The sequence below is a fragment of the Streptomyces sp. NPDC053432 genome (assembly GCF_055585365.1).
The window spans coordinates 74,967-95,807 of record NZ_JBVJKF010000019.1 but is presented as its reverse complement, the minus strand read 5'-3'; the positions used below and the strand labels follow the sequence as shown (position 1 = coordinate 95,807).

Genomic DNA, 20,841 nt, shown 5'->3' with positions numbered 1-20,841 from the left:
GACAGGGCGGGGTCGTACGGGATAGGCATCGGTGCCATGGACACCGAAAGCGCCGCACCCGAACCGCTCCCGCTGGACGGCATCACCGTCGTCGCCGTCGAACAGGCTGTCTCGGCCCCCTTCGCCACCCGCCAGCTCGCCGATCTCGGCGCGCGGGTGATCAAGGTCGAGCGCCCCGACGGCGGCGACTTCGCGCGCGGCTACGACACCGCCGCGCACGGTCTCGCCTCGCACTTCGTGTGGGCCAACCGCGGCAAGGAGTCCATCGCGCTCGACCTGAAGGACCCGCGCGGCCTGGAGGTCCTGCACCAACTGATCGCGGGTGCCGACGTGTTCGTGCAGAACCTCGCCCAGGGGGCCGCCGCCCGGCTCGGGATCGACTCGGCCGCCCTGTGCGCGCGCCATCCGCGGCTGGTCGCAGTGGACGTCTCCGGCTACGGCGCGGAGGGGCCGTACGCGCACAAGCGGGCCTACGACATGCTCGTGCAGTGCGAGGCGGGGCTGGTGTCGGTGACCGGCACCCCCGAGCGGCCCGTCAAGGCGGGCATCCCGGCCGCGGACATCGCGGCGGCCATGTACACCTTCTCGGGAGTGCTCGCGGCGCTGCTGCGCCGCGGGGTCACGGGACGCGGGGGCAGGGTGGAGGTGTCCATGCTGGACGCGCTCGCGGAGTGGATGGGGCATCCGCTGCACCACACGATGCACGGCGGGGAACAGCCCGTACGGACGGGGCTCGCACACGCCGTGATCGCGCCGTACGACGCCTACGCGACGGCCGACGGGGACCGGGTGCTGCTCTCCGTGCAGAACGACCGCGAGTGGCGGCGGCTGGCCGTGCGGGTACTGGAGCGGCCCGAACTGGCCGAGGACCCGTCGTACGCGACGAACGCCGCGCGCACCGTGAACCGGGAGAAGACCGACGCGGTGGTGGCGGAGGCACTGGGGCGGATGGGCGCGGACGAGGCGATCGGGCGGCTGGAGGCGGCGGGCATCGCCTGCGCGCGGCTGAACTCCGTGGCACAGCTCGCCGGGCACCCGCAGCTGGCGGCCCGGGACCGCTGGCGGGAGGTGGATTCACCGGCCGGCCCGCTGCGGGCCCTGCTGCCGCCGATCGGCCTGCCGGGTGGCGCGGCACCGCGCATGGGAGCGGTGCCCGCGCTCGGTGAGCACACCGAGGCCCTGCTGCGCGCCCTGGGGATGACGGGCGCGCAGATCTCGGACCTTCGCCGGGACGGTGTGGTGGGCGTGGTTGCGTAGGGCCGGGGAACCGGCGGCCGGGACGGCCGACGGCTGCGGTGCGGGGCCGGACGGGCAGGTTACGACCGGCGGCTGCCGAAGAGCGTGCGACGCAGACGTCGCAGCGGGGCGAAGAGCGAGACGCGCTCGCTCCGGCTCCGCACACGGTGCGTGTGGTCGCGGGAGGTGAGCTCGCGCATCAGCAGGGTCGCCTCGGCGGTCTCCCGGTGCGGGACGGCGGGTCCGCCCAGCACGGCGAGGTGGCGGTCGAGGCGCGAACTGCTCGCGCTGCTGCCGCAGGTGATGGCAGGCACGCGTGGCGGCCTGCTGCGCATTGCTATCTGTTCCATGATCTCTCCCCACCCGTACGAGGGCACCCGGCCCGGGCAGGTTAACCCTATCGTCCCCGCAACGCCCGCGGGTATCCCGGTGGTGTGAATTACCCCTGTCGCGACAGGGAGTTGACGATTACTCAGCGGAGTCGGCCGTCACTCTCCGCATGGATGCGCCGAGTTCGGAACAGCCCGTCACCGGTCACGTCACGACAGGAGCCACATCGCCCGCCCTGCGCTAACTTGGAGTGATCGCCCGATGACGCATGGGAGGCTCGCGTGGCTGGGAACGTGGGTGGACCGGGTGACGTGGGTGGGGAATCGCACTCCGATCGTGTCGTGTCCGGCCGTTACCGGCTGCTGGAGCCCATCGGCCGCGGCGGGATGGGCGTCGTGTGGCGGGCCCGGGACGAGGTGCTGGCCCGCGAGGTCGCCGTCAAGGAGGTACGGGCGCCGGCCTGGATGGAGGCCGGCGAACTCGCCCGGATGTACCGGCGCCTGGAGCGGGAGGCCTGGGCGGCGGCCCGCGTGTCGCACCGCGGGGTCGTCACGGTCTACGACGTGGCCTCCGAGGAGGGCCGGCCGTGGATCGTGATGGAGCTCGTACGGGGCCTCTCGCTGGCCGAGGTGCTGGAGGCCGAGGGGCCGATGCCCCCGCAGCGCGCCGCGCACATCGGGGAACAGGTACTGGCCGCGCTGCGCTCCGCGCACGACGCGGGGGTGCTGCACCGGGACGTCAAGCCCGGCAACGTGCTGCTGGCCAACGACGGCCGGGTGGTGCTGAGCGACTTCGGGATCGCCAGTCTGGAGGGCTCCTCGGCGATCACGATGACGGGCGAGGTGGTCGGCTCCCCGGAGTTCCTGGCCCCGGAGCGCGCGCTCGGGCAGGATCCCGGCCCCGCTTCGGACCTGTGGTCGCTCGGGGTCCTGCTGTACACCGCCGTCGAGGGCGTCCCGCCGTTCCGGGGCGGGAGCCCGGTGGAGGTGCTGCGGGCGGTGGTGGACGGGGAGTTGCCGCCGCCGCTGCGGGCGGGGCCGCTGGAGCCCGTACTGGAGGGGCTGCTGCGCAAGGACCCTGCTGCCAGGCTGGACGCGGCGGAGGCGGCCCGGATGCTGCGGGTGGTGGGTGCGGGCGGTGCCGCACGGGCCTCGGGCGGGCCGGTGTCGGGGCCGGACTCGCCGACGGCCGTCGCGCACCACCACGACCACGGACACGCCCGGCAGCAGCCACGGACCGAGCCCGTTCCTCCCGGGTCCGGACCGGAGCCGGCGACGGCGCGGCGGAGCGGGGCCGGGGCGGTACTGACCGTCGGGATCGTGGTGCTGCTCGCTGCGCTGGCCCTGCTGGGGTGGCTGCTGGTGAAGGACCGCCAGGGCGCACGAGAGGGCGGGGGCGGGGGTCCGACCGGTTCGGCCGGCGGTTCGCGGGCCGCCACGGCGACGCCCTCGGCAGCGCCGTCCGCCTCTGCGCCCGCCTCCGCGTCGGCCTCGCCGTCGGGTGCCGCGGGCCGGCACGTGCTCGCCTTCGTGGACGTCGTGCGCTCCGCCTACACCGGGCCCTGCCCGCCGGCCGCGGACCGGGCGCCCGCCTTCACCGCCACGGTGGAGGTGGAGCGGACCCCGGTGACGCTGGAGTACCGGTGGGCCACGCGGAGCGGGCAGAGCTCGGGGCCGGGCTGGCAGTCCGTCACGTACGAGGCGGGCGGGCCGAGGAGCCGGCGGCTGGAGCACAGTGAGCTCACGTACGTGGCGGACGCGGACTGGGCCGACGCCGTACGGCTGGAGGTGCGGGGTCCGGCGGAGGTGACCACCCAGTGGGTGGACACCTCCGTGACGTGCGAGAAGGAGGCCCCGACGAGCGGAGCCTCCTCCCCCGGTCCGGGCCCGTCCCCGGTGCCGTCGCCGAGCGCGACGCCGAGCGCGACGCCGAGCCCGGCGCCGAGCGCGGCGGCCGCGGATCGCGTGGCCGGTCAGGCCGCGTTCGTGAAGACGGGCAGGTAGCCGCCGGACTGTCCGGCGGCGGTCGGGTGGTAGGACTCGCCGATGTTCAGCCAGTTGACGCTGTGGAGCCAGGCGTCACCGGAGCAGATCTCGTGTCCCGTGAAGGCGCCGGCGACCGAGGCGAAGGTGAAGCCGTGGTTCGCGGCGCGCTTGGCGATGGCGGCGTTGAGGTAGTCGGCCGCGCCGTTGATGGCGGAGCGTTCGCCCTCGGTGAGGCCGGCGACGCAGGTGCCGTTCAGCTTGTAGAAGCGGGGGTAGCCGAGGACGACGACGTGCGCGGACGGCGCCCGCCCGGAGATGGCGTTGTAGACCTGGTCGAGCTGGCCGGGGAGGGTGGAGTCGACGTACGCCTTGGCCTGGTTGACGCGGGCGACGCAGGTGGTCTCGGACTGGAGCACACAGGTCGTCATGACGTCGGAGAATCCGGCGTCGTTGCCGCCGATGGTGATGCTGACCAGGTCGGTGCCGGAGTTGAGCGGGCCGAGCTGGCCGGACAGGACGTCACCCGTACGGGCGCCCGAGCACGCGGCGAAGGAGAAGGTCTGCGGGGCGTGGGCGGCGGCCCACAGGGCGGGGTAGGCACGGGTGGTGCGCTTGCAGTTGCCGCTCGCGCTGTCGTAGTTGCCGGCACCGACACCGGAGGAGTACGAGTCGCCGAGGGCGACGTAGCCGAAGTCGGCCTGCGCCGCGGCGGCCGCCTGGCCCGCGCCGAACAGGGACGCCCCCGCCGCGAGTAACAGCGAGGACGTCAAGGCGGCGAAACGCGTCATTCTCATGCTCATGGGGGTGCGGCTCCCTTGTGGGGGTGTGGGGGTCGCTCCGGCCGGTTTCCGCCGGAGTTACTGCTGAGTCCGTGGTACAAGGAGCCGGGATCTTCTGGAAGTGTCCATGCCAAGAATGTTCGGGGCAGAGTTCCGGACCGAATCTTCACCTGGCCTGCGTTTGAAGAGGGAACCTGCCACCCGAACCGGGGAAACACGGGTGCAAGTGGGCACCGCGTGCCGGATCATGGGCGCCATGCCAGCCAACCCGCATGACGCGCTGCCGATCCGGCTCAATGTCGACGACAGCGATTCGCCGTCGGATGTCGTGGACGCGTTGTTCCTCGGCCGGTTCGCGTCCGGTGAACAGCCGTACTCGCACAGCCTGTCGATCGACCGGGTGAAGGCCGACGCCACCCTGCTGCCGCCCGGCGCGACGGTCCTGCGCTCGGCGCGCGACAGCGACCGCAGCGCCACCCTCGCGGAGGGCGAGGGCTGGACCATGCTCGTCTCGCGCTGGAGCCGGGGAGCCGACGTCACGGTGACCGCGGTCAGCGACGAACTCGCGCAGAGCGTGCTGGGCGACGCCACGCAGGGCGTGCAGGACGAGCCCGAACCGCAGCCCGAGAACGTCACGATGGGCTTCTGGTACGTCTCCCCGCGCCGGGGACCGTACCGGACGACCCGCCAGATCGCCGCCGGTACCTGGGCGGAGGTCCGGCCGAACTACACCGCGCCGGTGGCCGGGGCGATGGACCGGCTCATGAAGGTGACCCCGGACGACATCGCGGGGCGGCTGCTGCTGCTCCACGGGCCGCCCGGAACCGGCAAGACCTCGGCGCTGCGCACCCTCGCCCGGTCGTGGCGGGACTGGTGCCAGGTGGACTGCGTACTGGATCCGGAGCGGCTGTTCAACGACGTCGGCTACCTGATGGACATCGCGATCGGGGAGGACGAGGGCACGGCGAAGGGCCGGTGGCGGCTGCTGCTGCTGGAGGACTGCGACGAGCTGATCCGCGGTGAGGCCCGGCACACGGCGGGGCAGGCGCTGTCCCGGCTCCTGAACCTCACGGACGGACTGCTGGGCCAGGGCCGCAACGTCCTGGTCGGCGTCACGACGAACGAGGACCTCGAACGCCTCCACCCGGCGGTGGTCCGCCCGGGCCGGTGCCTGGCGCGGATCGAGGTCGGCCGGCTGACCCACCGCGAGGCGGTGGAGTGGCTCGGCACGGACGAGGGCGTGTCCCGCGAGGGCGCGAGCCTGGCGGAGCTCTTCGCCCTGCGGCGGGGAACGGGGCCGGCGTTGCTGCCGGCGCAGGCGCCGTCGGAGGCGGGCCTGTACCTCTAGCCTCCGGCGGGCCGGCGGGCGACTCCTCGGGCGCGGCCCGGCTCCCGGGGCTCCGCCCCGGACCCCGCGCCTCAAACGCCGGCGGGGCTGGATCGGGCTGCTGCCGTCCGCCAGGTGCGGCTGGATGCAGTCCCGCCGGCGTTTGAGGCGCGGGGGCTCGGGCTACTTGGTGTACCGGGCCCGGAGGGCTTCCGCGGCGGCGGCGAGGGCCTCCGGCTCCGTCAGGCCCAGCCGGTGCACCCGCTCCGCATAGGCCTGGGCAGCAGACGCCGCCTCGCGGGCGGCACCCTCGGCCGCCGCCGCGACGAACGTCCCGTTCCGCCCCCGCGTCTCGATCACCCCGTCCGCCTCCAGCGCCCGGTACGCCTTCGCGACGGTGTTGGCGGCCAGCCCCAGCTCCTCCGCCAGCCCCCGCACGGTCGGCAGTTTGAAGCCGGCCGGCAGCTTGCCCGTGCGGGCCCGGTCGGCGATCTGCGCGCGCAGCTGCTCGTACGGGGCGGCCGAGCCGGTCCGCACGTCGATGGCGATCTTCAGGTTCGTCGAGGTCACGCGGGTGATTGTCCACCATCGCCGGTTAATTGGGAGGCGCCCGGCCCCAGCCGCCCTTAGCGTTTCGGGGGCGATCTCGACACCGACAGGAGACGAAGTGAGCGTGCAGGAGCTGACCGTGGCGCTGGTCAAGGCCGGACGCGAGAAGATCCGCTACCCGGCCGCGCAGGTGGCCGACGACGGCGACCGGATCTCCGTACGCGCCCCCTGGGCGGCGGAGGGCGTCCGCGACTTCGGGTTCGTGCGCTTCGAGCCGGGTGACGTGTTCGTCGAGCACTTCTGGCGCACCCGCTGGTACGCGGTCAAGGAGGTGTGGACCGGCGACGGCGTCCTCAAGGGCTGGTACTGCGACGTCACGCGCCCGGCCGTGGTGCGCGAGGGGGTGATCACGGTGGAGGACCTTGACCTGGACCTGTGGGTCTCGGCGGACGGGAGCGCCGTACTGCGCCTGGACGAGGACGAGTTCGCCGAGAGCGGTCTGGCCACCAGCGACCCGGAGGCCGCGGCCCAGGCCGTCCGCGCCCTCGACGCCCTGGACGAGCAGGCCCGCACCCCGGCCGGCCTGCCCGCGCTGCTGGGCTAGGGGGTGTTGTGAAAGTCCTGTGCGGTGCCCGCGGTGTCCGGTGCGTGCTCTCGGCGTGCCGGGCGAAGCCCCTCGTACTGGGCGTACTCGGGGCTTCGGCCGGTGCGGCGAGAGCGCGTGCCGGGCGCCGTGGGCGCCGTGCGGGACTTTCGCAACACCCCCTAGCGGGTCGCGTACGGGCGCGGAGCGCCGGGACGGGGGCCGGGCGGGTACTGCGGGAGCCGCTCCCGCGGCCCCTTCCCGGTCCCTTTCCTGCCCCTTCCTTGGCCCTCGCTTACCGCTTCCTTAAGCGGACCCTAAAGATCCTCTCCGGGCGCCCGGATCCGGCGGAAGCCGTGGTCCGGGGGGCTAGCTTGGCGGGGCCAGGACAGGAAGGGCCCGATGTGGCGCCGCCGGGGGGCGGCGCCGCTGGGCCCGATTCCGCCGGCGCATCCCTGCCTGTGCCCTAAGGAGGCCCACCCATGCCCGCACGCCGCCGTACCGTGACCCGCATCGCCAGCGTCGCCCTCGCCCCGCTCGCGGTGGCGGCGTACTCGGCCGTTCCCGCGGCGGCGCACGGCTCGATGACGGATCCGGTCAGCCGGGTGGCGGCGTGCTACGCGGAAGGGCCCGAGTCCCCCAAGTCGGCGGCGTGCAAGGCGGCCGTCGCGGCGAGCGGGGCGCAGGCGTTCTACGACTGGAACGCCGTGAACATCGCCAACGCGGCCGGCAACCACCGGGCGCTGATCCCCAACGGTCAGCTGTGCTCCGCCGGCAACGACAAGTACCAGGGCCTGGACCTGGCGCGCGCGGACTGGCCGGCCAGCCCGATGACGGCGGGCCCGCACACCTTCCGCTACAAGGGGACCGCACCGCACAAGGGCTCCTTCGAGCTGTACGTGACGAAGGACGGGTACGACCCCTCGCAGCCGCTGAAGTGGTCCGACCTGGAGCCGGCGCCGTTCGCGAAGGCCACCGACCCGGGCATGCAGAACGGTGACTACGTGTTCACCGGGACCGTCCCGAAGAAGTCCGGCCGCCACCTGATCTACAGCATCTGGCAGCGCTCGGACAGCCCGGAGGCCTTCTACACCTGCTCGGACGTCGTCTTCGGCAAGGACAACGGCGGGAGTGGCGGCAACGGCGGCAACGGCGGGGGCACGGCCACCGCCAAGCCCACGGCCCACGCCACGGCCACGGCCACGGCCGGTGCGGGTGCGAGTGCGGCCCCCTCGGCGCCGACGGACCAGCAGATCGCCGCCGGAGCGGACAAGTCCACGGTCGAGCACAACGGCCACGGCGACAACGACCCGAAGACGAACGGGAACGCGACCGCGCTGTCCACCGCCGCACCGTCCCCGACGCACGCCACCGCGCACAACCTCGCGGAGACGGGCGGCAACAGCGCCACCCCGACGATCGCGATCGCCGGGGCCGGCGTCCTCGCCGTGGGTGCGGCCGTGCTGTTCGGGCTGGCCCGCCGCCGCACCTCCTCGGCGACGGGCCGCCACGGGCGCTAGTCGAAGACCGAGGCGCACGTGGTCCGTTCGGCGTGCGACGGGTCGAGGGCGTTGGCCGCCTCGTGCCAGGCGATCCGGTCGGTGAGTCCGATGGCGACGTGCTCCGAGAGGTCCAGGAAGCAGAGGTCCTGGAGCACGACGTTGCGGACGTTCGAGCCGCTCAGGAACTGGGTCTGGTACGGGGTGACCACCTCGTCGTACTTGGTGGCGATCACCGTGTAGGTGACACCGGGGACGGTGTCGCCGCCCGCGTTCAGCTTCTGCTGGAAGGCGGATCCGGCGATCTGGTCGGCGAGGCCCGGCGTGGCGGTGGTGATCAGGTCCTCGGCTCCGGGGAAGTACGGGAGCAGCTTGGTGAAGCCGAGCAGGTCGGTGCCGTGGTTGTCGGGGGCGAGCCCCACCAGGGCGTTGACCTTCCCGGCCCCGCCGAGGAACTTGAGGTAGTAGCGCGGCATCATGCCGCCCTGCGAGTGACCGATGATGTCGGTCTTCGCGGAGCCGGTGGCGGCGAGCACCTTGTCGACGAAGGCGGCGAGCTGCCCTGCGGACTTGTCGATGGGGCCGAGCCCGTTGAAGAGGGGCACGCCGGGCAGTTGGCCGTAGTCGAGGGAGTAGACGCAGTAGCCGCGGTTCACCAGGTACGGGGCGAGGCCGAGCCAGTTGTCCCAGGAGTTGCCGAAAGTGCCGTGCACGAGCACGACGGGGCGCGGGTGCGCGGCGGAGGGCTTGCAGGACCAGTTGTTCCAGCCGCTGGTGGGGGCCGTCGCGGCCTGCGCGACGCCCGTGGGGGCGACGAGCGCGGCGGCGGTGAGGGTGAGGACGGCCAGCTGGCGGAGCAGTCGTCTCCAGGGCAGCATCGTGTGATCTCCTTGCGTTCGACTCAAGGGGATGGGGCGTGGGGGTTCGTCCCGTGATCCGGATCACAAGGGGGAGCTGCTGCCGTTAAATTACGGTCGAGTAGCAAGAGTTGGAAGTTACGCGTCGGTAAAACTTCGCGTGTCGAGCGTCCCTCTGTGGCAATGCCGTCATGCCGCGAGCGTGCCGCGCGCGATGACGTGCGGCCCGAAGCGTGCGCGGACCCGGTCGGTGACGGCCTCCAGCCGGCGGGCCTTCTCGTCCTCGGGGTCGAGACTGAGCTGCCGCGCGGCCCCTTCGGCCGGGCCCAGGTCCTCGGCCCGCAGGGACAGGGCGCGGACCCTGGCCCGCTGGAGGCCGAGGCCCTCGTAGAGGGAGTAGGCCGCGGCGGTGAGAGTGGGGGTGTGCGCGGTGGGTTCGCCGAGGGTGCGGGTGCGCGTGAGGGTGGTGCGGTCGGCGCAGCGGACGGTGAGCGAGAGGGTCCGGCAGACCTGGCCCCGGCCCTGTTCCCCGGATCCTCGTGTACGAAGCCGGGCCCCGAGCTCCTCGGTCAGCGAGAGCAGCGCCCGCCGGTGTCGTACGGGGTCCAGCTCGTCCAGGTCGAAGGCCCGCTCGGCGGCGACGGTCCGGGCGGCCGCCCCCGGCCGGACCGGGGTCCGGTCGATGCCCAGGGCGCGCTCGTGCACCTCGCGGCCGAGCCGGGCCCCGAGGATCCGCCGCAGCGCCGCGGGGGGTGCGGCGGCGACCCGGCCGACGGAGTCGAGACCGTAGGAGCACAGCGTGCGGGCGGCCTTGGGGCCGACCCCGTCGAGGGCGGCGACGGGCTTGCCGGCGAGGAACTCCCGTACGGCGGCGGGTTCGTCCGGGATCAGCAGGGTTCCCCCGGACCGGGCCTCGCGGGCCGCCGCCCGGGCCAGCATGGGATTGCCGGCCACGCCGACGGCGGCGTCCACGCCGTACAGGGCGAGCGCCCGCACCCGGATCACGGCGGCCAGCCGGGCGGCGTCACAGCCGAAGTAGCGCAGCGCGCCCCGGACTTCGGCGAGGGCGGCGTCGGGCGGCAGCGCCTGCACGGCCGGGGTCAGCCCGCCGAGCAGCGCGAGCACCCCGGCGTACGCCTCGGCCCCGAGCGGCCCCCCGCCGACGGGGCGCAGCCGCAGGCACATGACGGCCCGGCCGGCGGTCATCCCGCGCTCCCCGGGCTGGAGTGCCAGAGCTTGCGGCCCGTCGCGGGGCCCTCGCCCGGGGGCTGGAGGTCGGCCCAGGGGTTCATCTCGTACCCCGTGGACATGCGGATCCGGCGGCCGGGGACCGGGCCTTCCGCCGCACCGCCGCCGTTGCCGCCGCTGCCGCTGCCGTTGCCGTTGCCGCCACCGTCGCCGTCGCCGTCGCCGTCGCCGTCGGCCATGCCCTCGCCGGAGGCGGCCAGGCGGGCCGCCACCGCGTCCAGGCCGCCCGCGGCCCGCAGTTCCACCAGTTCCGCCAGGTTCCACGCCGCCGCCCCGACCACGCTCAGGCTCTGCGGACCGCGCCGCTGCACGACACCCCGTACCAGCAGCAGGAAGGAGTGGAAGACGGTGTGCGCGCACCGCTCGTGGCTGTCGTCGAAGAAGGCCAGGTCGACCAGGCCCGTCCCGTCGTCCAGGGTCGTGAAGATGACCCGCTTCCCGGACCGGATCGGCGGGGTCTGCGTGGCCGCCTTGGCGCCCGCGACCAGTACGGTCTGCCCGTGCCGGGTCTCCCGCAGCCGCCGTGCCGGAATCGCTCCCAGCTCGGCCAGGAAGGCGTGGTGGTCCGCCATCAGGTGCCGCGAGGCGTCCATGCCGAGGACGCCCAGCTCGGCGCTGAGCCGTTCCGCGTCGGAGAGATCCGGCAGCCCGACGGAGGCCGTGGACCGGCCTCCCTCCAGGGGGAGTTGCGCCCCGCCCCGGCTGCCGCCCCGTTTCCCGGCGGCCCGCTGCGCGCCGTGCAGTTCCGTCAGGTGGAGCAGGAGGTCACGGCGGTTGGCTCCGAAGGCGTCCAACGCACCGACCTGCGCCAGCCGTTCGGCGACCGGGCGTCCCGGGTGGGCCCGGTCCCAGAAGTCGCGCAGGGAGGCGTACGGCTGTCCGGCCTCGATGCGGTCCGCCTCGGCGCCGCTGACGCCGTGGACGTCGGACAGGCCGAGGCGCAGCCCCCACACCTCCCGAGGTCCTTTCGCCGCGTCGGACACCAGTTCGATACGGTGGGCGGCCGCGGACCGGTTCACGTCCAGCGGCAGCACCGGCACGCCCCGCCGGCGCGCGTCCGCCAGCAGCAGCCGCTTCGGGTACATCCCCGGATCGTGTGTGAGCAGTCCGGCGTAGAAGGCCGCCGGGTGGTGCGCCTTGAGCCAGGCCGACTGGTACGTGGGCACGGCGAAGGCCACCGCGTGCGCCTTGCAGAAGCCGTACGAGCCGAAGGCCTCCACGATCTCCCAGGTCCGGTCGATCACCTCCGCCGGATAGCCGCGCCCTCGCGCCGTCGCCGCGAACCAGGCCTTGATCCGCCCCTGCGAGTCTGGGTCGGACAACCCGCGCCGCACCCGGTCCGCCTCGTCCCGCCCGCAGCCGGTCATGACGTGGACGATCTCGATGATCTGCTCGTGGAAGACCACCACCCCGTACGTCTCGCGCAGCGCGTCCGCGAGGTCCTCGTGCGGGAACCGCACCGGCGCCCGCCCGTGCCGGGCCTCGATGAACGGCCGCACCATGTCGGCGGCCACCGGCCCCGGCCGGAACAGCGAGATGTCGACGACCAGGTCGTGGAAGGTCGACGGCTGGAGCCGCCCGACCAGGTCCCGCTGGCCCGGGGACTCGATCTGGAAGCAGCCCAGCGTCTCGGCCGAGCGGATCAGCTCGTACGTGGGCCCGTCGCCCGGCGGAACCTGCGCCGGGTCGTCCAGGTCGAGCTCCTCCCCCGTCCCGCGCCGGATCTCGGCGACCGCGTGCGCCATCGCGGACTGCATCCGGACCCCGAGTACGTCGAGTTTGAGCAGCCCGAGCTCCTCCACGTCGTCCTTGTCGAACTGGGACATGGGGAAGCCCTCGCCGCTGGTGGGGACCACGGGCGTACGGGCGAGCAGGGAGGCGTCGGAGAGCAGCACCCCGCACGGGTGCATGGCGATCCCGCGGGGCAGCGCGTCCAGGGATTCGACGAGCTCCCACAGCCGCCCGTACGACTCCCCGCGCACGTCGCGCAGTTCGGGGAGCTCTTCCAGCGCGGCACGGGCGTCACGGGCCCGGATGTGCGGGAAGGCCTTGGCGAGCCGGTCGACGGCGGCCGGGTCCATGGACAGGGCGGCACCGACATCACGGACGGCGTGCCGGACCCGGTAGGTCTCGGGCATGGAGACGGTGGCGACGCGCTCGGCGCCGAACCGGCCGATGATCCGCCGGTAGACCTCCAGCCGGCGGGCGGACTCCACGTCGATGTCGATGTCGGGCAGGACGCGGCGGCGCTTGGACAGGAACCGCTCCATCAGCAGGCCGTTCTCGACGGGGTCCGCGTGCGCGATGCCGAGGAGGTGGTTGACGAGGGAGCCCGCGCCGGAGCCGCGGGCAGCCACTCGGATGCCCATCTCCCGTACGTCGTCGACCACTTGAGCGACGGTCAGGAAGTACGAGGCGTAGCCGTGGTAGGCGATGATGTCGAGCTCGTGGTGCATCCGGTCCCAGTACGCGGGGTCGTCCGCGTACCCGCGCAGCACCATTCCGGCCGAGGCGCGGGAGGCGAGGACCCGCTGGGCGGTGCGGTGGGCGGCGCCGACCAGCCGGGCCTCGGGGAAGTGCACGGAGCCCATGCCGAGGTCGTCCTCGGGGTCGACGGAGCAGGCCTCGGAGGTGTGCCGGGTCTCCGCGAGCAGCCGGCGGGCGTCGGCGGGGCGCAGTCCGGCGGCCTGGGCGATGCGGTCGGCCGCCTCGGCCATGGCGGCGGGCGCCTTGAGCCAGCGCTCGCCGGTGTCGAGAGGGCCCCGGGGGTCGATGGGGACGAGCCGGCGGGCGGCGTCGAGGACGTCGGCGACCGGGCCCTGGCCGGGGTCGGCGTACCGGACGGCGTTGGTCAGCACGGCCGGGACGCCCTGCTCGACGGCGAAGCCGAGGGTACGGGCGGCCAGCCGCAGCGAGCCGGAGCCGGTACCGGTGCGGCCGTGGTGGACGGCCTCCAGGCGGACCGCGTCCCCGAACACCTCCCGCCACGGCGCGAGCAGCCGCGCGGCACGGTCGGGCCGCCCGGCGGCGAGGGCCCGCCCCACGTCGGAGCCGGGCCCGAGCAGCACGAAGACCCCTTCCCCGCGCAGCGCCTCCCAGGGCACCACGGGCTGCCGCCCCGCGTCCGGCGCGTCCCCGGCGGGACCGGCGTGCGCGGCGGTGACCATCCGGCACAGCTCGGACCACCCGGCGGCCCCGTCCCGGGCCAGGAAGACGGCCCGCGCGGCGGACTCGTCGACGAAGGCGCCGCCCTTGACCGGGGTCCGCAGCCTGTACGAGGCCTCACGGCCCCCGCCCGCCCCGGCCCCGAAGCCGGCCGGGCCCCCCGACCCGGCCGACCCCGCACGGCCCGCACCGGGACCGGGACCGGCACCGGCACTGGCGGCACCAGCACCGGCACCGTTCGAGCCCGCCGCAGGCGACACGGCGAGGTCCGCGCCGAACAGCGGCCGGATCCCCTCCTTCTCGCACGCCTTCGCGAACCGCACCGCACCCGCCAGGGTGTCGCGGTCGGTCAGGGCGAGGGCGTCCATGCCCCGCTCGGCGGCACGCTCCGCCAGCCGTTCCGGGTGCGAGCCTCCGTAGCGCATGGAGAACCCCGAAACGGTGTGCAGATGCGTAAAACCAGGCACCCGCGGCCTCCTGCTTCGCTCGTAGAACACCTCCCCCGTCTCCACCATAGAGCAATTCGAATACCCGTGCGAAACACTTGTTCGACCCTCCAAGGGGAGGGTCATCCGTTCGGCCCGCCCCTGCTGCGCCCCGTACCGGCCCCACAGAGCGTGGGGGTATGACCCAGCGCACCGAGAGCTCCGACGCAGGCCCGTCCGGCGGCTTCCTCGCCGAGATCAAGGACGCCGTGACCACCCGGGCAGCCCTGCTGGTCGTGGGGGTGCTGGCGCTCCAGCTGGCCTTCATCACCTCGTACATCGGGGCCTTCCACCAACCGAAGCCCAGCGAGATCCCGATCGCCGTGGCCGCCCCCGTCCAACAGCTCACCGAGCGGACCGTGGAGCAGCTCGACGCCCTGCCCGGCACACCGCTCGATGCCAGTGCGGTGGAGAACAGGGCCGCGGCCCTCCAGCGGATCCAGAACCGGGACGTGGACGGAGCGCTGATCGTCGACCCGGCGGGCACCACCGACGAACTGCTGGTCGCCTCCGGTGCCGGCGCCTCGCTCTCCCAGGCGCTGACGGAGGTCGTGGGCCTCGTCGAGAAGGCCCGGGGCCGCACCCTCAAGGTCACCGACGTTGCCCCCGCCGACAAGGGCGACGCCCGCGGCCTGAGCTCCTTCTACCTGGTCATCGGCTGGTGCGTGGGCGGCTACCTGTGCGCCGCGATCCTCGCGATCAGCGCCGGCGCCCGGCCCGCGAACTCCGCCCGCGCCGTCATCCGGCTCGGCGCGCTGCTGCTGTACTCGATCGCCGCGGGCCTGCTCGGCACGCTGATCGCGGGACCGGTCCTGGACGCGCTGCCCGGCAGCATCATGGCCCTGTGGGGACTGGGCACCCTGGTCGTCTTCGCGGTCGGCGCGATCACCCTGGCCTTCCAGGGACTGGCCGGCGTGGTCGGCATCGGCCTCGCGATCCTGCTGGTCGTGGTGCTCGGCAACCCGAGCGCCGGCGGCGCCTACCCGTACCCGCTGCTGCCGCCGTTCTGGAGCACCATCGGCCCCTACCTGCCCCCCGGCGCCGGTACGTACGCCGCGCGCTCCATCGCGTACTTCAAGGGCGACGGCGCGGGCGGCCCGATGCTGGTGCTGGCCGGCTGGGCGGTGCTCGGCGCCGCGGTCACCCTGGCCTGCGCGGTCTCCCGCAAGGGCCGGCCGGGGGCCGCCGTGGGCAGCGGCCTCCCCGACGACGCCCCCTCCGTCCCCCGCTTCGCCGGCGAGGGGACGGAGAGGTGAGAGGTACTAGCGCAGCGGCCTCAGCAGCCGACCCGCCCCACGCAGGGCGTGCTCGCCGACGGCCCGGCCCAGGGTGACGCCCGCCTCGTCGGCCGAGCGGCTGTGGATCCCGGAGAAGACGCGCGCGTCGACGTTCTCGCGCGTCAGCTGCTCCCAGCTCGTGTACGTCCGCCGGACCCCGGGCGCGGTCGGGCTGGTGAGGGAGAACGGCTCGGTACGGGGCCCGGCCAGCGCGTCCAGCACCGCCTCGGCGGCACCGGCGTAGGTGCCGTGGCCGCTCGGGTAGTCCGGGTGGGCCGGGGTGTTGTGGAGCGGGCTCCAGGCCGGGTCGGTGTCGATGGAGCCGGTACGGATCGCCGTGACCGGGCGCCAGCGGGTGTACGCGTACTTGCTGTCGGAGGTCGCGATCTGCGTGTCCACCAGGGCGGCGTGGAACAGCCCGACGAGCCCGGCCTGGTCGGCGGCCGACCCGTGCGAGCGGGTCAGGGCCACCCGCAGGGGCTCGGTGTAGAGGGTCAGCGAGGAGCCGTACCAGAAGGTCGCCGTCTCGGTCTGCCGCGCGGTGCGCACGGTGCTGTCGGACTTCCCGTACGCGCGCACCTCGGCCAGGTCCGTCCGGTAGCGGTGCGAGTCGAGCGCGGGCGGCGGGCCGACCCGGTACTGCGACGGGGAGTCGAGCAGGAAGGGCCTGGCGACGCGGTTGCCGTACTGCGCGGCGGGGGCGTAGCCGTCGGGCGTCGGCTGCCACACGCCGGGCGCGGCGGCCGGCACGGCGAAGGGCGCGTTCACCGAGGCGGGGTCGAGGCCGTCGCCCTGGCGGTCGGCGAGCGCGAGCTTCGCCTGCCGGGCCCCGGCGGCGGCGCCGCGCTGCTCGGCGGGGCCGTCGGGGATCCGCGCGAGGGTGCCGGCGAGCGCGGCGTCGAGCTCCGCCTTCCGGCTCGGGGCGAGGGCGACGAGCGCGTCGTGCACGGCGGAGGCGACGGCCGCGTCCTGGAAGGCGGCCCGCCCGCGCCCGCCGGGGGCCTCCCGGGCGGCCCGGGCGGCGGCGAGCCAGCCGATCGCCCAGGTACGGCTGTTGGTGACCTGGGTGGGCGCGCCCGCGGCGGCGACGGTCTGCGCGGTGGTGTCGTACCACTCGCGCACGACGACGCCGCGGTCACCCACGGGGGCGGCCTGGGCGGAGGGCAGGGCGACGGTGGCGGACAGTACCAAGGCGGACCCGAAGGTGAGCAGGGCGGAGCGGGACGGCTTCACGGAGACTCCTGGCGGAAGGAACGGCGGGACCGGGATGGACGATCACGGACATATCGCGCCGGTGACCCTCATCAGGTCGATCGGGCGCCGCTTCGTCAGACCGGGGTTGCGTTCCATGCGCCGAAGCTAGCCAGCAGCCCGGCCGGGCCGCAACGGCCGTTGCCGGCCACGGCGGTTCGGACACGGACCTGTCGTCCGCCGGCCACGATGGCGTTACACGCGGCCGCGACCCGCCCCAGACCCCGCGCCTGGCTGAATTCGCCCCCCAGCCGTGGCAGCGCCGGCTCCGGCGGGGGCCAGCTCCCCACGCGGCCGCGGCCCGGAGGCGGGCAAAAACCTGGGGCTCCGCCCCAGACCCCACGCCTCAAACGCCGGCGAGGCTGGATTCACCCCCGGCCGGTGACAGCGCCGACTCCGGCGGGGCCAGCTCCCCACGCGGCCGCGGCCCGGAGGCGGGCGTGCCCCAAAGACCTGGGGCTCCGCCCCAGACCCCGCGCCTCAAACGCCGGCGAGGCTGGATTTGCCCCCGGCCGGTGGCAGCGCCGGCTCCGGCGGGGGCAGGCTCCCAGGGCGGGGACGGGGTGGGGTGTTGTCCGGGACGTAAAACGTGATTTGTGGCGCGCCGCCCACCCGCGCATCGCAACCCCCGTCAGGGCGCCATAAATCATGAGTCCCGGACGACACCCCACCCCGGCCCCGGCCGCCGTACGAAGCCCCCGGCAAAGAACACCGGCCCTGCACACGCCCCGCATGAAAAGGGCCGCCCCGGCGCAGCCGGCCCCGCACGCACCCCCGCCAGGTGAGGCCGGCCCGGCAGAACCGGACCCGCACGCACCCCCGCCACGGGAGGCGGTGGCCGGCCCGGCGGAGCCGGACGGGCACCCCGCCTGGAGAGCTGCCCCGGCGCAGCCGGACCCGCACGCACTCCGCCAGGCGGAGCCGACCCGGCAGAACCGGACCCGCACCCCGCCAGGGGGGGCGCTCGGCGGAGCCGGACGCGGGCCCCGGCAGGGGAGCCCCTCAGGCGGCCGAGCCCCCGGCAGGGGCCCGGTGGACGATCTCCCCCGCCACCACCACCGTTTCGGCGACCGTGCCCGGGATCCGCTCCGCCGGGACGGTGAAGATGTCCCGGGACAGGACCACGAAGTCCGCCGCCTTGCCCACCGTCAGGGAACCCCGCTCCGTCTCCAGGAAGTTGGCGTAGGCCGAGCCCATCGTGTAGCCGTACACGGCCGTCTCCACGTCCACCGTCTCGCCCGGCTGCCACGCCTCGCCGCCCCCGCCGAGGGGCCGCCTCGTCACGGCCGTGTAGATGCCGACCATCGGGTCCATCTCGGCGACGTTCCAGTCACTGGAGAACGCCAGCACCGCCCCCGCCCCGCGCAGGCTCCGCATCGGCCACGCCTTGTGCCACCGCTCCTCGCCCACGTTCTCGGCCCAGTCCTGGCCCGGCCCCGCGATCTCCGGTGCGCAGTGCCTCGGCTGCATGCAGGCCACCACGCCGAGCTCGGCGAAGCGCGGTACGTCCGCCGGGTCCAGGCATTCCACGTGCACCACCTGGTGGCGGGCGTCGCGCGGGCCGTTGACCGCACGCGCGTGCTCCACCGCGTCCAGGACCGTCCGGATGCCCCGGTCCCCCGTCGCGTGCACGAAGCACTGGAAGCCCCGCGCGTCCAGCTTCGCCAGCAGCTCCGCGAACTCCTCGGCCGGGTAGAAGGTCTCACCCCGGTGCGATCCGCAGCCCGCGTACGGTTCCAGCAGCGCGGCCGTGCGCGGCTCCACGACGTCGTCGATGTACAGCTTGAGCGGGCCGACCCGCAGCCGGTCGTCGGAGAACCGGCGGGCCGCGTCCGCGAAGTCGGCCAGGTCCGCGTCGTCCGTCCCCCTCGGGTGGAACAGCGCGGCCACGATCCGCGAGCGCAGCCGGCCCTCCGCCCGGGCCCGTTCGTAGAGTTCGAGGTCGTCGAGGGAGTTCTGCGGCTCCACCACCGTGGTGATGCCGAAGCCGATCGCGTCGTCGAGGCTCTTGGCGAGCCGTCCGTACTGCCGGTCCGGCGAGGCCCACGGCAGACCCAGCTCGCGCAGCGCGCGGTGGCCGTCGCGCGAGAGGCCCTTGACCGCGAAGTCCTTGACAAATCCGGTGGGTTCGCCGGTCTGCGGGTCCACCGCCGCCGTCCCGAAGGGCAGGTCCGTACGGTCGCGGGTGACGCCGAGGCGCCGCATCGCCGCCGTGTTCAGCCAGGCCGTGTGGACGTCGTACGAGAGCAAGAGCGCGGGGGTGTCCCCGGTGACCGGGTCCAGGTCGGCGGCCGTCGGCATCCGGCCGTCCGGGATCGCGGAGTAGTCGAAGGCCTCGGCCTCGATCCACCCGGCGTCGGGGTTGGCCTCCCGCCAGGCGAGGATCCGCTCGTGGATGCCTTCCAGCGTGCGCACTCCGGCGAGCTGCACGCAGGCGTCGTCGGAGCCGAGCCGGACGTGGTTGTGCGCGTCGACGAAGCCGGGGAGGACCAGCTTCCCGGCCGCGTCGATCCGCTCGGTGTCCGGGCCGGCCCAGGCGGCGGCCCCGGCGTCGGGGCCGACCCAGACGATCACCCCGTCGCGGACGGCGAGGGCTTCGGCCTCGGGGAGGTCCGGGTCGACGGTGTGGATCCGGGCTCCGGTGAGCAGCAGGTCGGCGGGGAGGGGACGGGACATCGGCGTGTGCTCCATTGCGGGTACCGGGGGGGGAGGGGTGACGGGTGAGGGGCGAGGGATGGGGGCGAGGGATGGGGGGCGAGGGATGGGGTGACGAACGGCGGCGGGCGCGTGGCGCTCAGGGCGCGGGAACGGCCTCCGGGACGCGCCTCGCCGCCGACACCCCGCGGCGGGCCAGCGCCCAGTACGTGAGCGCCGAGACGACCGAGCCGAGCAAGGTGAGGTCGGCGCCGCCGAGCGGGGCCACGAGCGGACCGGTCCACAGCGCGGAGTCGCAGGTCAGGGCGGCGAAGACCATGCCCGTGAGGAGGGCGGCCATGCCGGCCGGGTGGTAGCCGGCGCGGTACCAGTAGGCGCCCGCGCTCCCGGCGTGCAGCGCGTCGGCGTCGTAGTGGCAGCGGCGCAGCAGCATGTCGGCGAGGAAGACCCCGCCCCAGGGGGCGAACACGATGATCAGGAGGGAGAGGAAGGAGAGCAGGGAGGTGGTGAAGTCGGTGAGGAACAGCGCCGCGAGCGAGCCGGCGGCCGTCACGGCGGCGCTGATGCCGAGGGCGCGGGCGCGGCTCCACGGGATGCCGAGGACCTGGAGGTTCAGGCTGGAGGAGTAGAGGGTGATGATCGAGTTGGTGACGGATCCGCCGAGCACGAGGGCCAGGAACAGGGGCTGGAACCAGCCCGGGAGCAGGCCCTGGGCTCCGGCGACCGCGTCGGTCATGTCGGTCCGGGTGGCGGCCGCCACGCCCGCGACGCCGAGGGCCACGGAGGAGACGAAGCCGCCGAGGGCGCCGGTCCAGGTGATGGACTTCAGCGAGGTGGTGCGGGGCAGGTAGCGGGTGTAGTCGGCGGGCATCGGCAGGTACGAGAACGGCCCGGCCAGCATGACCACGAAGGCCAGGCTCCAGCCGGAGAGCCCGGCCGCCGCGGACGGGGCGGAGGTGTCGGCGCCGGGCAGGAGGAGGACGAGCAGCGCGCCGAATCCGGCGGCCAGCACGTACGCCGCCCAGCGCTCGGCGAACTGCACGGTGGCGTGGCCCCACATGGCGACGGTGAAGGTCAGCGCGAGGGTGATCGCGAGGGCGATGGCGCGGGCCGGCTTCCCGTCCGCCAGGCCGGTCCGGTCGAGGATCAGCTCCAGCGCCAGGGTGCCGACGACGGTGTTGACGATGGTGTAGCCGATGCTCACGACCCAGTTGAGCACCCCGGCGGGGAAGTTGCCCCGGACACCGAAGGCGGCGCGGGAGATGACCAGGGTGGCGGTGCCGGTGCGGATGCCGCTGAGTCCGGCGGCGCTGACGGCGAAGAACGACAGTCCGCTGACCACGACGACGGCGGTGGCCTGCCAGAAGGAGAGCCCGAAGGCCACGGCCAGGGCGCCGTTGATCACGTAGGTGAAGGTGAGGTTGGAGCCGAACCAGAGCCAGAAGAGGTCCATGGCACTGCCGTGCCGCTCCTCGTCCGGAATCGGGTCTATGCCGTGCGTTTCGACCTTGAAGACCTCGTCGCTCATCCGCTTGCACCCCTGACTGATCTTGAACGGCGTTCTAGATTCTTGAATGGCATTCAAGATGAGGGGTGGACAGGTCGGCCGTCAAGA

The 20,841-nt window shown here is 74.1% G+C and carries 16 protein-coding genes; 6 read left to right on the top strand and 10 right to left on the bottom strand.

The features are described 5' to 3' along the window. Positions 1-36: 36 nt before the first annotated feature. Positions 37-1,257 carry a CaiB/BaiF CoA transferase family protein gene (locus tag ACZ6Y1_RS27600; RefSeq protein WP_469635379.1) on the top strand — a complete coding sequence of 407 codons (1,221 nt, stop codon included), beginning with the start codon at positions 37-39 and terminating at the stop codon, positions 1,255-1,257. Between the two features lie 59 nt (positions 1,258-1,316). On the opposite strand, the gene ACZ6Y1_RS27595 is transcribed toward ACZ6Y1_RS27600, so the two are convergent. Then, positions 1,317-1,586 carry a hypothetical protein gene (locus ACZ6Y1_RS27595; RefSeq protein ID WP_469635376.1) on the bottom strand — a complete coding sequence of 90 codons (270 nt, stop codon included), beginning with the start codon at positions 1,584-1,586 and terminating at the stop codon, positions 1,317-1,319. Between the two features lie 291 nt (positions 1,587-1,877). Here ACZ6Y1_RS27595 and ACZ6Y1_RS27590 point away from each other — a divergent pair, with 291 nt between their 5' ends. After that, positions 1,878-3,569 carry a serine/threonine-protein kinase gene (locus tag ACZ6Y1_RS27590; protein WP_469635606.1) on the top strand — a complete coding sequence of 564 codons (1,692 nt, stop codon included), beginning with the start codon at positions 1,878-1,880 and terminating at the stop codon, positions 3,567-3,569. Here ACZ6Y1_RS27590 and ACZ6Y1_RS27585 read toward each other — a convergent pair. Further along, positions 3,539-4,345, bottom strand: coding sequence for an SGNH/GDSL hydrolase family protein (locus ACZ6Y1_RS27585; protein ID WP_469635603.1), 807 nt, complete (start codon positions 4,343-4,345; stop codon positions 3,539-3,541). The two genes, ACZ6Y1_RS27590 and ACZ6Y1_RS27585, sit on opposite strands and share 31 nt — an antisense overlap. A gap of 241 nt (positions 4,346-4,586) precedes the next feature. Between ACZ6Y1_RS27585 and ACZ6Y1_RS27580 the strand changes: the two genes are divergently transcribed. After that, a complete protein-coding gene (locus tag ACZ6Y1_RS27580) occupies positions 4,587-5,678 on the top strand; it encodes a DUF5925 domain-containing protein (RefSeq protein WP_469635371.1) in 1,092 nt (363 codons plus the stop codon). A gap of 162 nt (positions 5,679-5,840) precedes the next feature. On the opposite strand, the gene ACZ6Y1_RS27575 is transcribed toward ACZ6Y1_RS27580, so the two are convergent. Beyond that, complete coding sequence (locus tag ACZ6Y1_RS27575; protein ID WP_469635368.1) at positions 5,841-6,227, bottom strand: GntR family transcriptional regulator; 387 nt, start codon at positions 6,225-6,227, stop codon at positions 5,841-5,843. A 97-nt stretch (positions 6,228-6,324) separates the two neighbouring features. On the opposite strand from ACZ6Y1_RS27575, the gene ACZ6Y1_RS27570 reads away from it, so the two are divergent. Both ACZ6Y1_RS27570 and ACZ6Y1_RS27565 read left to right on the top strand, forming a co-directional pair. Continuing rightward, a complete protein-coding gene (locus ACZ6Y1_RS27570; RefSeq protein WP_469635362.1) occupies positions 6,325-6,810 on the top strand; it encodes a ribonuclease FAU-1 family protein in 486 nt (161 codons plus the stop codon). 461 nt (positions 6,811-7,271) lie between these two features. Further along, a complete protein-coding gene (locus ACZ6Y1_RS27565; protein WP_469635359.1) occupies positions 7,272-8,309 on the top strand; it encodes a lytic polysaccharide monooxygenase in 1,038 nt (345 codons plus the stop codon). On the opposite strand, the gene ACZ6Y1_RS27560 is transcribed toward ACZ6Y1_RS27565, so the two are convergent. The 3 genes from ACZ6Y1_RS27560 to ACZ6Y1_RS27550 all read right to left on the bottom strand — a co-directional run bounded on the left by ACZ6Y1_RS27560 (position 8,306) and on the right by ACZ6Y1_RS27550 (position 14,073). Beyond that, a complete protein-coding gene (locus ACZ6Y1_RS27560; protein ID WP_469635356.1) occupies positions 8,306-9,166 on the bottom strand; it encodes an esterase/lipase family protein in 861 nt (286 codons plus the stop codon). The two genes, ACZ6Y1_RS27565 and ACZ6Y1_RS27560, sit on opposite strands and share 4 nt — an antisense overlap. 168 nt (positions 9,167-9,334) lie before the next feature. Further along, positions 9,335-10,351 (bottom strand): DNA polymerase Y family protein, encoded by a 1,017-nt coding sequence (locus tag ACZ6Y1_RS27555; RefSeq protein WP_469635352.1) that lies wholly within the window; start codon positions 10,349-10,351, stop codon positions 9,335-9,337. Continuing rightward, a complete protein-coding gene (locus ACZ6Y1_RS27550) occupies positions 10,348-14,073 on the bottom strand; it encodes a DNA polymerase III subunit alpha (RefSeq protein WP_469635348.1) in 3,726 nt (1,241 codons plus the stop codon). The genes ACZ6Y1_RS27555 and ACZ6Y1_RS27550 overlap by 4 nt, the downstream gene beginning before the upstream one ends. Before the next feature lie 110 nt (positions 14,074-14,183). On the opposite strand from ACZ6Y1_RS27550, the gene ACZ6Y1_RS27545 reads away from it, so the two are divergent. Further along, entirely contained in the window at positions 14,184-15,299 is a 1,116-nt protein-coding gene (locus ACZ6Y1_RS27545) for an ABC-2 transporter permease (RefSeq protein WP_469635343.1), read from the top strand. A gap of 6 nt (positions 15,300-15,305) precedes the next feature. Here the strand turns inward: ACZ6Y1_RS27545 and ACZ6Y1_RS27540 are convergent, their stop codons facing one another. The 4 genes from ACZ6Y1_RS27540 to ACZ6Y1_RS27525 form a co-directional block, all read right to left on the bottom strand. Further along, positions 15,306-16,553: a vanadium-dependent haloperoxidase gene (locus tag ACZ6Y1_RS27540; RefSeq protein WP_469635338.1), complete on the bottom strand. Its 1,248-nt coding sequence runs from the start codon at positions 16,551-16,553 to the stop codon at positions 15,306-15,308. A 42-nt stretch (positions 16,554-16,595) separates the two neighbouring features. Further along, positions 16,596-16,670, bottom strand: a complete 75-nt coding sequence (locus tag ACZ6Y1_RS27535; RefSeq protein ID WP_469635600.1) for a putative leader peptide — start codon at positions 16,668-16,670, stop codon at positions 16,596-16,598. Between the two features lie 903 nt (positions 16,671-17,573). Then, the gene (locus ACZ6Y1_RS27530) at positions 17,574-19,247 is read right to left on the bottom strand and encodes an amidohydrolase (protein WP_469635335.1); all 1,674 of its coding nucleotides are present in this window, start codon (positions 19,245-19,247) and stop codon (positions 17,574-17,576) included. 118 nt (positions 19,248-19,365) lie between these two features. After that, on the bottom strand, positions 19,366-20,754 hold the full coding sequence (locus tag ACZ6Y1_RS27525) for a purine-cytosine permease family protein (RefSeq protein ID WP_469635332.1): 1,389 nt from the start codon (positions 20,752-20,754) through the stop codon (positions 19,366-19,368). Positions 20,755-20,841 lie beyond the last annotated feature (87 nt).

What these genes read in the sequence shown, in the direction of transcription:
- ACZ6Y1_RS27545 (WP_469635343.1), top strand. Translation starts at nt 14,184, where the DNA reads ATGACCCAGCGCACCGAGAGCTCCGACGCAGGCCCGTCCGGCGGCTTC.
- ACZ6Y1_RS27555 (WP_469635352.1), bottom strand. Translation starts at nt 10,351, where the DNA reads ATGACCGCCGGCCGGGCCGTCATGTGCCTGCGGCTGCGCCCCGTCGGC.
- ACZ6Y1_RS27525 (WP_469635332.1), bottom strand. Translation starts at nt 20,754, where the DNA reads ATGAGCGACGAGGTCTTCAAGGTCGAAACGCACGGCATAGACCCGATT.
- ACZ6Y1_RS27580 (WP_469635371.1), top strand. Translation starts at nt 4,587, where the DNA reads ATGCCAGCCAACCCGCATGACGCGCTGCCGATCCGGCTCAATGTCGAC.
- ACZ6Y1_RS27595 (WP_469635376.1), bottom strand. Translation starts at nt 1,586, where the DNA reads ATGGAACAGATAGCAATGCGCAGCAGGCCGCCACGCGTGCCTGCCATC.
- ACZ6Y1_RS27530 (WP_469635335.1), bottom strand. Translation starts at nt 19,247, where the DNA reads ATGTCCCGTCCCCTCCCCGCCGACCTGCTGCTCACCGGAGCCCGGATC.
- ACZ6Y1_RS27565 (WP_469635359.1), top strand. Translation starts at nt 7,272, where the DNA reads ATGCCCGCACGCCGCCGTACCGTGACCCGCATCGCCAGCGTCGCCCTC.
- ACZ6Y1_RS27550 (WP_469635348.1), bottom strand. Translation starts at nt 14,073, where the DNA reads ATGGTGGAGACGGGGGAGGTGTTCTACGAGCGAAGCAGGAGGCCGCGG.
- ACZ6Y1_RS27585 (WP_469635603.1), bottom strand. Translation starts at nt 4,345, where the DNA reads ATGAGAATGACGCGTTTCGCCGCCTTGACGTCCTCGCTGTTACTCGCG.
- ACZ6Y1_RS27560 (WP_469635356.1), bottom strand. Translation starts at nt 9,166, where the DNA reads ATGCTGCCCTGGAGACGACTGCTCCGCCAGCTGGCCGTCCTCACCCTC.
- ACZ6Y1_RS27600 (WP_469635379.1), top strand. Translation starts at nt 37, where the DNA reads ATGGACACCGAAAGCGCCGCACCCGAACCGCTCCCGCTGGACGGCATC.